The following is a 13,467-nucleotide window of genomic DNA, read 5'->3' on the forward strand; positions in this document are numbered from 1 at the left end:
CACACAGACGTGAGTGTGAGGCTTGGCGCATCGGCCGCTGCCGGGCCGGGCCATTTCCCAGATGTTCGCTGTCGCCGCGTTCAGCGGGAGAACTTGGCGACGTTGGCCTGCTCGCGGGCCTGCATGATCTCGGCGGCCTTGAGCACGGCCCCCTTGATGCCGTTGAGCAGCTGGTGCAGGTCGTTCGCCGCGCTCTCCCACTCGGCCTTGCGCTGGGCGAACGCCTCCTGGGCGTCGCTCTGCCAGCTGGAGAGCAGCGGTTGCACCTGCTGGTTGACGCCGTCGAGCTCCGACTGCATCGACGACAGCGCGGTGCTGATGTCGGACGCCGCCTGGTTCAGTGCCGCGAACTGGACGACGATCTCGTCACCGGCCATGGTGTTCCTCCCCGTTTCGGCTCAGTTGATCATCAGTGCGCGCGTGATCTCGCCGGCGCTCGCCCCGGCCTGCTGCATCTCCTGGCGCATCTCGTCGTCGCTCAGGGTGTAGTCACGGCCCGCCGTCGACACGGCCTGCGCGATGCTGCGCAGCGCGACGTTGAGGTTCGCGACGTCGCCGTCGAAACGGTCCTTGATCCCCTGGAACGACGAGCCGCCGGCGCCCACCCAGGACGACTGCAGCGGGGTGAGCTCGTTCATCAGCTTGTTGAACATGCCGGTGAGCCGGTCCGCGGCCCCGTCGATCTCCTGAGCGGTCTTCGCCATGACCGCGGCGTCAGTGGTTACTCCCTTGCCAGCCATCGTCAGACCCACCTCCATTCGGATGCCGACGCCCCCGTGGGGCGGCGCTTGTATATATCACCGTATCGAAGTTCTCCCACTTCCCGTAGTGGGCGGTGCCCCGGATTGGCGCGCTAGCCCGCCAGCGGACGCTGCGCCGCCCTCGGGTCGAGGCCGGGTCCCGCGGGAATCCGGGCCACGACGAACGACGGCAGCTCGATCGGCTTGACGGAACCGTAGCCGAACCACGCCAGCTGCGCGGGGCTCACCAGGGCGTAGCGGCGGCCCTGGTCGGTGACGAAGAACACCTGGCCGGAGTCGGTGTCGGCCGACTGGGCCGAGCGCACGATCGCCCCGCCGCCCGACGGCACGACGACCCGGGTCGCGACCTGGTCGGTCGCGTTGCCGTTGGTGGCGATGCCGGCCCCCTCCGGCTGCGGGCCGGCGTTGACGAGCAGCTTCGCCGCGCCCTGCCCGTCGGCCCAGGTGGTGCACAGCGTCTTGTCCGGGTCGACGGCGGCCATCGAGGGCACCTGGGCCGGCGGGTCGAGGTCGGTCTGCGGCCGGTTGGCCTTGGCCACGTTGGCGACCTCGGCCGCCTGCACCGCCTTGGCCTGCGGGGTCGCGTTCGGGTACGCCGCCGCGGTGCCCGGATCCGCCAGGATCAGCGCCTGTTCGACCCCGGTGACCGGCATGATGTCGTTGGCGCGCACGAGGTAGCCGGTGGTGGAGCCGCCGACGGTGACCGTGAGCAGCTGCCCGATGAGGTAGTTCTTCAGCGCGGTGGACGCTTTGCCCTTGTTGTCGACCTGCGGCTGGACGATCGGCAGGCCCAGCGGCACGGTGTCGAGGAACGCCTCGTCGACGAGCACCCGCGGCTGCCCGTCGATGCCCATGGCGGCGAAGGTCTGGCGGGAGTCGACGCGGTACCGGTGACCGTTCCAGACCAGGTAGGCCTTCTGACTGTTGTTCTCGCGCACGATCAGGGCCGAGTCGCCGAGGTCCAGGCCGCCGGGCGGGGTGGCGCCGACCATGATCTGGCTCGACACGGTGGCGCCGCCGCTGGAGTCGTGGCCGGCCACGGCGCACACGGCCCACGCGGAGCGGCTCATCCGGCTCGTGGGGGGCAGCGCGTCGGGCGCGCCCGCGATGCCGATCAGCGGGCCGCGGGTGGCGCCGGTCAGCGACTCCCGGGAGACCGAGACGGTCGTGGCCGGCTGGCCGATCACGAGCACCGCGGAGGAGTAGTTGGCCACCGGGTAGAGCACGCCGTCGCGGTACACGTACCGCGTCCCGGTCTCCTTCTCGATGACGACCGCGTTGCTGGCCTGCCAGCTCGTGTTGCCGCCGTGCTTGACGAGCCCGATCACCCCGAAGACGGCGAGCACCAGCACGGCGACCATGACGCTGGCGTACCCGGCCCCGGCCAGCCGGCGCGTCGGCGACATCGCCGGGTCGGCCTCACCCGCGACGAACGCGTTGACCACGCGCTGCATCAGGTACTGATAGGACTGGATCTGTTCCCGTCGGGACGGCATGTCCGGTTGGTCCCCTCCCCGTGGCCCTCGCGCTTGCTCGGCGCTCGGCTGCATACGATAGGCCAGCGACCACGGAGGTGCGGCATTGGTGACGTCTGATGAGGCCACGCAGATCGCCCGGCCCTGGGCCCTGGCCAGCCTTCCCGTCAGCGGGGGCGACGTCGGGCTGTTCGAGTTCGAGCACGGGTTCGTGGCGTGGGCGAAGGTGCCGCCGTCCGACCCCGACCGCCCGCCGGAGGTGCTGGGCGCGCCGCTGGCCGTGATCGACAAGGAGTCGGGCGAGCTGACCACGTGGCCGTCCCTGTCGCCGCAGGGCGTCGCCGAGCTCTACGAGCTCGAGGTGGCGGCCCGCCGGCGGTTCCCCGACGACGTGCGGCAGGTGCTCGCCAAGGCGGGCTGGCGCTCGGACCGCAACGTCGGCACCTGGGTCTCGAGCTGGCTGCGGGACGTCTACGCGGCCACGCCGGGCCTGGAGGCGCGGCTGCCCCTGTTCCCGGTCGCCCGGCGCATCCTGGAGGAGTTCGGCGGCCTGGCGTTTCGTCAGCTCAAGCAGCCGGGCGTGGCCACGGGCGGCTTCGACGTGCAGTTCTGGCCCACGCAGGGCCGGCTGCTGGCCGACCTCTTCGTGGAGTTCGCCGCCGACCTCGGGATGCCGGTGTTCCCGCTGGCCTGGTTCGAGGACGGCCCGAGCGACATCGTGGCCGCGGCCGACGGGCGGGTCTTCCTGCTCCACGAGGCGGGCGAGTTCCTGGTCGGGGCGACGCCGGACGAGGCCCTGACGCGCCTGGTGCGCGGCGAGCCGTTCGCCGAGGTCGACGACTCGGGCGAGGTCATCGCGCCCTGACCGGCGGGGCCGGAAGTCGGGCGCGGGGCGCCCGACTTCTCCGGTTCATCCCGCGAGGCCGCGAATCCACGAGTACACGCCCAGCACCTGGCAGACGATCGGGATCGTGGCCAGGACCAGCAGCACGTCGAAGATGTCCGCGAGCCGGCCCAGGTAGACCGAGGGCGGCCGCACGCTGTACCGCATCCCCGCCGTCACCGCGAGCACCGCCACCACCAGCAGCGCGACCCCGACGCCGACCTGCACGGCGAACGAGGCCGCGGTCAGGCGGGCCATGAGCAGCGCGATGCCGGCCAGGCCGGTCAGCAGCAGCGGGAGGCGGTGCCGGACGGTCGCGAAGAGCCGGGCGCGCAGCATGTTGGCCGCGGCCACCACGCCGACCAGGACGCCGGCCATGATCCCGTGCTCGCGGCTGATGAGCCAGAACGAGGCGACGTTGAGCACCGCGAAGGCGAACAGCAGGCCGGTGAAGATCTCGTCGGCCCGGGCGACGGTCGCGTACGTGGTCACGGCCGGCGGCACCGGGTCCTGCTGCAGCAGGTCGTCCGTCGTGCGGGGCAGCTGCGGCACCGGTACCTTGCCCAGCCGCACCGACGCCAGCGGCAGGACGGGGGCCAGCAGCACCAGCAGGCCGACCAGGGCCGCGGCGCACTCCGGGGCGCCGAGCGAGGTCAGGCCGAGCAGGCCGGCGAGCACGCCCATGGCACCGGCGAAGATGCCGGCCACGAAGAGGCGGATGTTCGCGCCGACCGCGAGGTACCCGATCACGCCGAAGACCAGCAGCGCGCCCGCGCCCGTGAGCAGGTGCGGTGCGCCGAGGCGGGAGAGCTTCTCGTCGCCGCCGAGCAGGAGCAGGCCGCCGGCGAACGCGTACAGCAGGCTCGCCGCCCCCAGGGTCGAGCCCGCGGTGGCGTCGGACATCGCCCGGGACAGCACGAAACCGCCGGTCAGCAGGCCCGCGGCGATCACCAGCGCGACGATGCCGGGCAGCGTCCAGGACGGGCCGGCGAAGAACAGCAGCGCCAGGGTGCCGAAGAGCAGCAGCACACCTGTCGCGAGGCCGGTGACGCGGGTCGCGGCCGGGGTCCAGGCGGCGCCGTAGCGGCGGGCACCGGCCGCGATCGCGTCGACCACGTCGTCGTACTCGAGCTCGGGCCACTCCTCGTAGCGCGGCGCGAGGTGCAGGATGTCGCCGTCGTGGACGTCCTGGGCGGCGAGGGTGCGGCTCATGTCGAGCGTGCTGCCGTCGGTGCGGCGCAGTACCCAGCCGCCGTGGTCGAGGCCGTCGTCGGCCAGGGCCTCGCCGGCCCGGGGCAGTACCCCCGGCAGCAGCATGGCCAGCGGAATCTGCTCCGGCAGCGCCAGGTCGAGCCGCCGCTTGGGTGCGGCCAGCACCACCCGGGCCAGCCCGGCACCAACGTTCTCGGCCATCGCCCCGTGCTCCCTGCCAGTTCCAGCGCCCGAACGAGAGTGCCCAACCTAGCAGCCCTGCGGATAGCATGTGTGATCGAACGGGTTCTACGGGGAGGGATGAGCTCGACGTGAGCACTGTCGTGCGCCGCAGGCCTTCGCGGCGGGCCGAGCCCGAGTACCCCTCGGGCGAGGTCCTGCTGGAGGCGCCACCGGAGGTTCCAGCCCCGACCGGCAAGGGCTGGACCCAGATGCTCATGATGATCCCGATGCTGGCGGGGTCGGGATCGATGGCCCTGATGTTCGCCGGCCAGCGGGGCGGCCCCCTCGCCTACATGACGGGCGCGATGTTCGGCCTGTCCGCGATCGGCATGCTCGCCTCCCAGTTCGGCCAGAACGCGGGCCCGGGGCGGCAGGAGATGCTGCTCGCCCGGCGCAACTACATGCGCCACCTCTCCCAGCGCCGCCGTCAGGTGCGCCGCGCCGGGCAGAAGCAGAGAGCGGCGCAGCTGTACCGCTACCCCGACCCCGATGCGCTGTGGTCGATCCCGGCCAGCCAGCGGCTCTGGGAGCGCCGCTCCGGCGACGCCGACTTCGGCATGGTCCGCCTCGCGCTCGGCCCGCAGGACCTCGCGACGCCCCTGGTGCCCCCGGCGAGCAAGCCGCTGGAGGACCTCGACCCGATGTGCGCGGTCGCGCTGCGGCGGTTCGTGACGACCTACGCCACCGTCGACGACCTGCCGATCGTGATGGCGCTCGACGGCTTCGCCCGCGTGTACATGCAGGGCGGGATCGAGCAGACCCGCGGACTGGCCCGCGCGATCGTGGCCCAGGCGGCCACCTTCCACTCCCCGGACGACCTGCTCGTCGCGGTGTGCGCCGGGCCGGGCAGCGCCGGGCTGTGGGAGTGGGCCAAGTGGCTGCCGCACGCGCTGCACCCGGGGCGCAACGACGCCCTCGGGCAGCTGCGCCTGGTCTCGACAAACGTGCCGGGCCTCGAGGCGATGCTCGACGACGTGCTGGGCTCCCGGCCGCGGTTCAACCCGTCCGGCAGCTCGGAGCGGGTCGGCGGCCCGCACCTCATCGTCGTGCTCGACGGCGGCGACGTGCTCGGCTCCGACCACCTCATGACGGAGGGCGGCGTCGAGGGCGTCACGGTGCTCGACCTGTCCACCCCGCCGCCGCGCCTGCTCGACCAGACCGCGCTCGTGCTGAGCATCGACCCCGACGGCGCCCTGTCCAGCAGCACCTTCGAGGGCAAGGCCGAGGTCGGCCGGGCCGACGGGCTCAGCCTGGCCGAGACGGAGGCGCTGGCGCTGCAACTTTCGCCGCTGCGGCTCTCCGCGGCCTCGCGCACCGAGCAGCGGGCCACCGGCACCATCGACCTCACCGACCTGCTCGAGATCGGCTCGCCCGAGGACTACGACCCGACCCGCTACTGGGTGCCGCGCCCGCAGCGCGACCGGCTGCGGGTGCCGATCGGCTGGTCGCCGGACGGCACGATGGTCGAGCTGGACCTGAAGGAGTCGGCGCAGGACGGCATGGGCCCGCACGGCCTGCTCATCGGGGCCACCGGCTCCGGCAAGTCGGAGCTGCTGCGCACGCTGGTGCTCGCGCTCGCGGTCACGCACAGCTCCGAGGTGCTCAACTTCGTGCTCATCGACTTCAAGGGCGGCGCGACCTTCACCAAGCTCGACGTGCTGCCGCACACCAGCGCGGTGATCACCAACCTCGAGGACGAGCTGCCCCTGGTCGACCGCATGACCGACGCCATCAACGGCGAGCTGCTGCGGCGCCAGGAACTGCTGCGCAAGGCCGGCATGTACGCGTCCCAGCGCGACTACGAGAAGGCCCGCACGGCCGGCGCCCCGCTGCAGCCGCTGCCGAGCCTGCTCATCATCTGCGACGAGTTCAGCGAGCTGCTCACCGCCAAACCGGACTTCATCGACATGTTCGTGCAGATCGGACGGGTCGGCCGGTCGCTGGGCGTGCACCTGCTGCTCGCCTCGCAGCGGCTGGAGGAGGGCCGGCTCAGAGGCCTGGACACGCACCTGTCGTACCGCGTCGGCCTGCGGACGTTCTCGGCGGTGGAGAGCCGCATCGTGCTCGGCGACGTCGCCGCCTTCGAGCTGCCCCGCTCGCCCGGCCACGGCTACCTGCGCTTCGGCACCGAGCCGCTCAAGCGCTTCCGGGCCGCGTACGTCTCGGGCGTGTACCGCCGCGACACCGCCGTCGCCCTGGCCGCGGCCGGGGGCGGGCCGGTCGTGCGCGACTACGTCAGCGGCTACGTCGCGCCGCCGGTGACGGAGGAGCCGGTGGTCGTCAAGGAGGACGAGAACCTCGTCGGCGAGAGCATGCTCGACCTCCTGGTCGACCGCATGCGGGGCAAGGGCATGCCGGCCCACCAGGTGTGGCTGCCGCCGCTGTCCGACCCGCCGTCGCTCGACACGCTGCTGCCCTCGCGGATCGTTGACCCCGAGCGCGGCCTGACCGTGCAGGTGGCGGAGCTGCAGGGCAGCCTGCACGCGGTGCTCGGCATCGTCGACCGGCCGCTGGACCAGCGCCGCGACCCGGTCTGGTGGGAGCTGTCCGGCTCGGCCGGGCACGCGGTCGTCGTCGGTGGCCCCGGCAGCGGCAAGAGCACGATCCTGCGCAGCCTGGTGCTGAGCCTGGCCCTGTCGCACACCCCGCGCGAGGCCCAGTTCTACTGCCTCGACTTCGGCGGCGGCGCCCTGGGCACGCTGCGCGAGGTGCCGCACGTCGGCGGGGTCGCCACGCGGCTCGACCCGGGCGCGGTGCGCCGCACGGTCGCCGAGCTCTACGTGCTGCTGGCCGAGCGCGAGCGGCGCTTCGCTGCGGCGGCCGTGGACTCGATGGCGACCTACCGCCGGGCGCGCCGGGCCGGGCAGCACGCCGACGACCCGTTCGGCGACGTGTTCCTGATCATCGACGGCTGGTCGACGATCCGCTCCGACTTCGAGGACCTCGAGGGGACGATCAACGACCTGACGAACCGCGGGCTCACCTACGGCGTCCACGTGATCGCCTCCGCGACCCGCTGGAACGACGTCCGGCCCGCCATCCGCGACCTCTTCGGCAGCCGGCTCGAGCTGCGCCTGGGCGACCCGAGCGACTCCCAGATCGACCGGCGCGCGGCGATGAACGTGCCCGACCGCACGCCGGGCCGCGGCATCGTCCCCGGCGGCCTGCAGTTCCTCGGCGCCCTGCCGCGCGTCGACGGGCAGCAGACGGTCGAGGACCTCTCCGACGGCGTCGAGAAGCTGGTCGCCGAGATCCGCCAGAGCTGGCCCGCGGCCGGGGCCCCGCCGGTGCGGCTGCTGCCGGCGATGCTGCCGTACGAGAGCCTGCCGATCACCGACCGCGAGCGCGCCGGCATCCCGATCGGCATCGCGGAGGCCGACCTGAGCCCGGTCTGGGTGAACTTCGACCAGGACCCGCACTTCCTGCTCTTCGGCGACTCCGCGTCGGGCAAGAGCGCGTTCCTGCGGGCCTTCGGGCAGGCGCTCATCGACCGGTACGAGCTCAACGAGGCCCGGATGATCGTGGTCGACTACCGGCGGAGCCTGCTCGGCGCGTTCGAGAGCAAGCACCTCATCGGCACCGGCACCTCCGCGCAGACGGCCCAGACGATCATGAGCGAGGTCGTCGCGGTGCTCAAGAGCCGGCTCCCCGGGCCCGACGTCACGATCGACCAGCTGCGCAACCGCAGCTGGTGGAAGGGCCCGGAGCTGTACGTCCTCGTCGACGACTACGACCTGGTCGCCGGGGGCAGCACCAACCCGGTCACGCCGCTGCTGGACTTCCTCAGCCAGGCCCGCGACGTGGGCCTGCACCTGATCCTGACCCGGCGCACCGGCGGCGCCAGCCGGGCGCTGTACGAGCCGGTGCTCATGCGGCTGCGGGAGCTCGGCTCGCCCGGCATGCTGCTGTCCGGCGAACGGGACGAGGGCGCGCTGCTGGGCAACGTCCGCTCTTCGCACCAGCCGCCCGGCCGCGGGTACTACGTGACGCGCAAGGAGGGCGGCCGGCTCGTCCAGCTGGCCTGGCGCCCGCCGCCGAGCTGATGAACCTCGATTTCTTGTGGTGCGTGAACTATATGATTGAGTTAAATCTATCGGGGACGACTTCGGCCGACGGGGAGGGCGAATGACCAGAGACGGTTATGACTACAAGCCGGGGCATGACTCCTGGACGCCGGTCGAACATACCGACATCAAGGTCAACGTCTCGAGCCTTGGTGACTACGTGAAGTACGTCAACAAGGAGATCGAGGACTACAACACCAACCTGAAGGACGGCGTCCTGCCGATGACGAAGGTCCAGTCGACCTTCGCCGGCTTCGGGGAGGCCAAGCTCTACCGCGGGGTGCACGCGAACGCGCTGGCGGCCACCGGCGAGATGCTCAAGGACGTCGCGTTCAGCCTGCAGGCGATCGCCTCGGCCGCGGTCGGGATCTACTACGAGTACCTCGGCGGCGACGACCTCGGCAAGGCCAAGGTCGACGACGTGTACGACGTGTTCTGGCCGTCCGACGGGCGCCCCACGCTGCAGGACAAGCTCAAGGAGCAGCAGCCGCCCGCCTCGACCGAAAACACGTCGTTCGAGGCGTCGGAGTACCGCCCGGAGACCGAGGGGGTCATCCCGCCCACCCCCGGTTCGACGTACTTCAACACCTGGGACCAGGGCTTCACGGTGGGCGAGGGCAACAACGCTTACCACGTGAACGACAACGGGAACAACATGATGGGCGCGCCCGAAGACCCGTTGAAGAAGTGAGACGGGGACACCGATGACGGACCAGTACTACGGGTATGTGAAGTACACACTCCCCCCGAGCGTTTCGCAGTACGACAACTACTCCTCCTCGAACGACATCGTCGACTACAACCCCACCGACTGGGATGCGGAGTCGACGACGATCGAGATGATGTGGCCCTGGATCCAGATCGACTCCGACGCGCGCGCGACCGCGTTGGCCGACATGTGGCGCCGGGTGCACACGCTGCTGGACAACACCGGGCGCAATCTGCGGCGGTACACCGACGAGCTCGCGGCCAACTGGACCTCGGACGCGTCAAAGGTGTTCCTGCGCGAGATCGGCGCCTCGCTGTCCTCGATCGACGAGTGGAAGGACGCCGCGAACACCAACGCGGAGGGCCTCGACGTGCTCGCCAGCACCATCAAGTACAACCAGGGCAAGGCACTCGGGATCTGGAACGAGTTCGTCGCGGCGATCAAGAACCCGGGCAGCGTGGCCGGCTCGGCGCCGGCGGTCACTACGCGCACCGTCGGCGGCGGTCACGGCTACAGCGCCACGTCGAGGGAGGTCGAGCCCGAGGACGACCGCAAGAAGCGGCTGATCAAGGAGTACACGGCGAAGATCAAGCCGTTCGTCAAGGACCTCGCGGACACGTACCTCAGCGTGTACTTCAACCACCTGACGCACGGGTCGCGGTACAAGGGCCCGACGAACGCGGCGGTGCCGGTCCCGCCGACCAACCACCCAGGCGGCCCCGGCGGCAGGATCCCGCCGCCGCCGATCCTCAACCCGCCGTCGATCCCGAAGATCACGCCGCCGGACCCGAACCAGCTCCAGTCGCAGCTGGCCGGCCTCGGCGTGCCCGGGTACGACCCGGACCACGCCCTGACCCTGGCCGGCGGCGCGGTCGCGCCTCCGCTGCCGCCGCTGCCCGAGATGCACCTGCCCCCGGCCCCGGGCCCGGGCGTGGTGCCCTCGATGGGCATGCCCGGCCTGCCGGCGTTCCCGGGCGGCCCGAACTTCCGCGCCGGCGGGGGCCTGTCCGGCCTCGACCCGGCCGAGGCGGCCCAGCGCCTGGGCCAGGGCCAGGGTGGCATGCGCCCGCAGCTGCCCGGCCGCCCGAACCTCTCGGGCATGCGCCCGCCGCCCGGCGGCGGCGCCCGCCCGCCGATGCCGCCCGGCCGCGGCAACCCGAACCTGCGCGGGTCGAAGGGCCGCCTCCCCGGCGGCGTCCATGGCCCCGACCTGAGCGAGGAGATGCCACGCACCGGCACGCCGCGCAGCCCGATGCCGCCCCGCCTGGGCGGCCGTCGCGGCCCCGGCGGCCAGTCCGGCCACGTGGGCCCGGAGAACGAGCGCCTCGGCGGCCGCGGCAACGGCATGCCGCCGGGCCAGCGCGGCGCAGGCCGCGCCGGCGCGCCGGGCGAGCGGCTCAGCGGCCGCCGCGCCCCGGGCCTGCCGATCGAGGAGCAGGAGGCCTTCAACCGCCAGGCGTCGCGCCCGGCGATCGAGGGCCGCGGTGGGGCGTCGCGCCCGGCCGGCACCTCGATGCCGGAGGGGGCGGGGCGCAACCCCGCCCTGCGCGGGCGCGGTGGTCCCGGCTCCGGGGAGCAGGGCTACCGGCCGGTGCGCCGCGACCAGCGGGCCGACCACGACTACCACGGGGAGGCCACGGAGGACGAGCTGTGGACGGTGGAGCGGCCCAACCAGGGCGGCGCCGTCATCGACACGCCCGACCTTCCGTCGTCGCCGGAGGCGGGGCCGGCCATCGGCCGTTCCTGACCGCTGCTTGTGCGCCGTGCCCTCGCCGTTCGTTCGGCGGGGGCACGGTGGTTTCCGCCCCGATTTTTCGGACGTTTCGGATTTGTCGGTTCAGTCGTTTCTTACAGACGCCGGCGCCGTTTCGCGGCTGTGGCTGTGGCTGCCGCTGCTGCGGCGGCTGCGGTTTCGCGGCCGCCGTTTCGGGGCCTCAGTCGGGGCGTGACGAGCGGCTCGGCAGGGCGAAGAACACGTCCTCCGGCTCGATGTCCGGGTCGAGCTCCCGGCGCGGGACCGGGCGGACCTCGCCGGGGCGCCAGTTGCGGGCCCGGCCGCGGCGCACCGCCATCCGCATGGCGAATATCACAAAGGCGGCGACCAGGATCGCGAGGCCGGTGAAGGCGGCGATGCGGCCTGTCGTCCGCCAGCGGCTCAGGCGGGCGGCGGCGGCCGCGTCCTTCACGGCGGGCGGGATCGGCGGCGGGGTGGCCGCGCCCTCTTTCGCCACGGTCTCGTAGACGGCGCGGAAGGGGTCGACCATGCCGTACCCGAACTCGTTGCTGCGCTGCGCGCCCGCCATCCGGTCCGCGGTCACCTGCAGCCGCCACGACACGTCGGAGTTCTTCAGGCCCGGCTGGGCCGACCACACCAGGGCCGCGGCGGCGCTCACGATGGGCGCGGCGAAGCTGGTGCCCTTCCAGTACTGGTGGCCGCGCTCGCGCGTGGCGCCGAGCACGAGGTTGCCCGGGGCGGCGATGTCGACGTACGGGCCGACCTGCGACTCGGCGACGCGGGTGCCGTCCTGGTTGATCCCGGCGACGCCGAGGACGCCGGGGTAGCTCGCCGGGTAGGACGGCGGGTCGCTCGGGATCGGGTTCTTCGGCGAGCCGATCGGCGGCGGGGTCGCGTCCGCGGTCGAGTGGTGGTTGCCCACCGCGGCGACGACGAGCGCGCCCTTGGTGTTTATCGCGTAGTCGACGGCCTGGGCGACGGCCGGGTAGTCGGCGTCGAGGCTCAGCGAGATGTTGATGATGCGGGCGCCCTGGTCCGCGGCGTACCTGATCGCCTTGGCGAAGACGTCCGGGGGGGCCGCCTCGCCGTTCGTGCCCTCCTCGTGGTCGGACACGCGGATCGGCAGGATCTTCACGCCCGGGGCCAGGCCCTCGAAGCCCACGCCGTTGGCGTGCTTGGCCGCGATGATGCTCGCCACCGCCGTGCCGTGCGAGGTGCAGTCGAAGTCGGCCCCGGCGGCGTTGCGCAGGAAGTCGAACCCGGGCAGCACCTGGCCCGCGAGCTGCGGGTGGGCGCCGTCGACACCGGAGTCGACGACCGCGACCGTGATGCCGGCGCCGGTCGTGGTCGGCCAGATCCGCGACGTCCCGAAGGCCTGCTGCGGCCAGGGCGCCTCCTTGACCACGTCACCCGATTTGGCCGGGTTGTTGCACGTTCCGGCCGGAGGCGGCCCCGCGAGTGTCGTTTGCGGCACGGTGAGCAGTGCCGCCGCGGCACCGAGCGCTGCGAAGGCGGCGAACCAACGCTTGCGCTGCACGTCGGAGCCCTTCTGTGACATCGATTCGCACTGGTGGCGTATTGCCGTTGTTGAGTATCGTACGGTTGGACGGCTTGCGACGGGGAGGGCACCTTGGACAACCGTGCGCTCCGAGCGCGCGCAGACGAGCTGATGGGCGAGCTCGAGCGGGTGCGTGGCGGTATGGGCACCCTGCAGCAGAAGCTGCAGGCGATCACCGCGACGGCGAAGTCGGACGACGGCTTCATCACCGCCGTCGTCGGGCCGCGCGGCCAGCTCATCCGGCTCGACATCGACGCGCGCATCTACCGCCGCCCGGACTCCCGGCAGCTGGCGCAGTCGATCACCAAGACGATCCAGGCGGCGTCGGCCGACGCGATGAAGCAGGTCACCGACGCGTGCAAGCCCTTCATGGCCGAGTCGGACGTCCAGGCGCATCTTGCGTTCGACCTGCAGGGCATGACCCACAAGCTCGACTCCGAGCTGGGCCTGCTCGCGGTCGACGCGGAGCAGGAGAAGGAGCAGCGATGACGGACAGCACCGCGGTCAACCCCAAGCAGGCGCTGGGCGCCGCGTCGCAGCTGACGACCGCCGGCGACGCCATGCTCAAGAAGTGGCGGGGCCTGCGCGCCCGCATCGACGCGCTCAACGGCGGCCAGCCGTGGGGCAACGACGAGCCGGGGAAGAACTTCAACAAGTACTACCTGGAGGGCAACCCGCCGCCCTGCACCAGCGTGCTCGACGGCGGCGAGAGCATGGTGGTCGCCCTGTCCAAGCTCGGCGAGCAGGTCCGGGAGGGCGTCCAGGGCGTCGTTGACATCGACGACCTGACCGCCGAATGGTTCAAGAAGAAGTGACGCGGCCCCTCGCGGGTTGACACGGGGAGCCGT

The 13,467-nt window shown here is 72.2% G+C and carries 11 protein-coding genes; 6 read left to right on the top strand and 5 right to left on the bottom strand.

Going from position 1 to position 13,467, the window contains the following annotated elements:
- Nucleotides 1–80 precede the first annotated feature (80 nt).
- The 3 genes from ACPPVO_RS05795 to eccB all read right to left on the bottom strand — a co-directional run bounded on the left by ACPPVO_RS05795 (nucleotide 81) and on the right by eccB (nucleotide 2,257).
- Nucleotides 81–377 (bottom strand): WXG100 family type VII secretion target, encoded by a 297-nt coding sequence (locus ACPPVO_RS05795; RefSeq protein WP_360381360.1) that lies wholly within the window; start codon nucleotides 375–377, stop codon nucleotides 81–83.
- Nucleotides 378–398: 21 nt separating this feature from the next.
- The gene (locus ACPPVO_RS05800; protein ID WP_426510230.1) at nucleotides 399–704 is read right to left on the bottom strand and encodes a WXG100 family type VII secretion target; all 306 of its coding nucleotides are present in this window, start codon (nucleotides 702–704) and stop codon (nucleotides 399–401) included.
- A gap of 149 nt (nucleotides 705–853) precedes the next feature.
- Nucleotides 854–2,257, bottom strand: a complete 1,404-nt coding sequence (gene eccB / locus ACPPVO_RS05805) for a type VII secretion protein EccB (RefSeq protein WP_426510231.1) — start codon at nucleotides 2,255–2,257, stop codon at nucleotides 854–856.
- Between the two features lie 88 nt (nucleotides 2,258–2,345).
- Here eccB and ACPPVO_RS05810 point away from each other — a divergent pair, with 88 nt between their 5' ends.
- On the top strand, nucleotides 2,346–3,101 hold the full coding sequence (locus tag ACPPVO_RS05810; RefSeq protein ID WP_426510232.1) for an SUKH-3 domain-containing protein: 756 nt from the start codon (nucleotides 2,346–2,348) through the stop codon (nucleotides 3,099–3,101).
- Nucleotides 3,102–3,146: 45 nt separating this feature from the next.
- On the opposite strand, the gene eccD is transcribed toward ACPPVO_RS05810, so the two are convergent.
- Nucleotides 3,147–4,532 (bottom strand): type VII secretion integral membrane protein EccD, encoded by a 1,386-nt coding sequence (eccD, locus tag ACPPVO_RS05815; protein WP_426510233.1) that lies wholly within the window; start codon nucleotides 4,530–4,532, stop codon nucleotides 3,147–3,149.
- 110 nt (nucleotides 4,533–4,642) lie between these two features.
- On the opposite strand from eccD, the gene eccCa reads away from it, so the two are divergent.
- The 3 genes from eccCa to ACPPVO_RS05830 all read left to right on the top strand — a co-directional run bounded on the left by eccCa (nucleotide 4,643) and on the right by ACPPVO_RS05830 (nucleotide 11,073).
- Nucleotides 4,643–8,596 carry a type VII secretion protein EccCa gene (eccCa, locus tag ACPPVO_RS05820; protein ID WP_426510234.1) on the top strand — a complete coding sequence of 1,318 codons (3,954 nt, stop codon included), beginning with the start codon at nucleotides 4,643–4,645 and terminating at the stop codon, nucleotides 8,594–8,596.
- A gap of 82 nt (nucleotides 8,597–8,678) precedes the next feature.
- The gene (locus ACPPVO_RS05825) at nucleotides 8,679–9,308 is read left to right on the top strand and encodes a hypothetical protein (protein ID WP_426510235.1); all 630 of its coding nucleotides are present in this window, start codon (nucleotides 8,679–8,681) and stop codon (nucleotides 9,306–9,308) included.
- A gap of 37 nt (nucleotides 9,309–9,345) precedes the next feature.
- Complete coding sequence (locus ACPPVO_RS05830; protein WP_426510236.1) at nucleotides 9,346–11,073, top strand: WXG100 family type VII secretion target; 1,728 nt, start codon at nucleotides 9,346–9,348, stop codon at nucleotides 11,071–11,073.
- Nucleotides 11,074–11,260: 187 nt separating this feature from the next.
- Here the strand turns inward: ACPPVO_RS05830 and mycP are convergent, their stop codons facing one another.
- Nucleotides 11,261–12,598 (bottom strand): type VII secretion-associated serine protease mycosin, encoded by a 1,338-nt coding sequence (gene mycP, locus ACPPVO_RS05835; protein ID WP_426510237.1) that lies wholly within the window; start codon nucleotides 12,596–12,598, stop codon nucleotides 11,261–11,263.
- 132 nt (nucleotides 12,599–12,730) lie between these two features.
- On the opposite strand from mycP, the gene ACPPVO_RS05840 reads away from it, so the two are divergent.
- Both ACPPVO_RS05840 and ACPPVO_RS05845 read left to right on the top strand, forming a co-directional pair.
- Nucleotides 12,731–13,108: a YbaB/EbfC family nucleoid-associated protein gene (locus ACPPVO_RS05840; protein ID WP_426510238.1), complete on the top strand. Its 378-nt coding sequence runs from the start codon at nucleotides 12,731–12,733 to the stop codon at nucleotides 13,106–13,108.
- Nucleotides 13,105–13,434 (top strand): hypothetical protein, encoded by a 330-nt coding sequence (locus ACPPVO_RS05845; protein WP_426510239.1) that lies wholly within the window; start codon nucleotides 13,105–13,107, stop codon nucleotides 13,432–13,434. The genes ACPPVO_RS05840 and ACPPVO_RS05845 overlap by 4 nt, the downstream gene beginning before the upstream one ends.
- Nucleotides 13,435–13,467 lie beyond the last annotated feature (33 nt).

Origin of the sequence: Dactylosporangium sp. McL0621 (assembly GCF_049995355.1) — a bacterium.
GTDB lineage: Bacteria > Actinomycetota > Actinomycetes > Mycobacteriales > Micromonosporaceae > Dactylosporangium.

What these genes read in the sequence shown, in the direction of transcription:
- ACPPVO_RS05795 (WP_360381360.1), bottom strand. Translation starts at nt 377, where the DNA reads ATGGCCGGTGACGAGATCGTCGTCCAGTTCGCGGCACTGAACCAGGCG.
- ACPPVO_RS05800 (WP_426510230.1), bottom strand. Translation starts at nt 704, where the DNA reads ATGGCGAAGACCGCTCAGGAGATCGACGGGGCCGCGGACCGGCTCACC.
- eccB (WP_426510231.1), bottom strand. Translation starts at nt 2,257, where the DNA reads ATGCCGTCCCGACGGGAACAGATCCAGTCCTATCAGTACCTGATGCAG.
- eccD (WP_426510233.1), bottom strand. Translation starts at nt 4,532, where the DNA reads ATGGCCGAGAACGTTGGTGCCGGGCTGGCCCGGGTGGTGCTGGCCGCA.
- ACPPVO_RS05825 (WP_426510235.1), top strand. Translation starts at nt 8,679, where the DNA reads ATGACCAGAGACGGTTATGACTACAAGCCGGGGCATGACTCCTGGACG.
- ACPPVO_RS05840 (WP_426510238.1), top strand. Translation starts at nt 12,731, where the DNA reads ATGGGCGAGCTCGAGCGGGTGCGTGGCGGTATGGGCACCCTGCAGCAG.
- ACPPVO_RS05845 (WP_426510239.1), top strand. Translation starts at nt 13,105, where the DNA reads ATGACGGACAGCACCGCGGTCAACCCCAAGCAGGCGCTGGGCGCCGCG.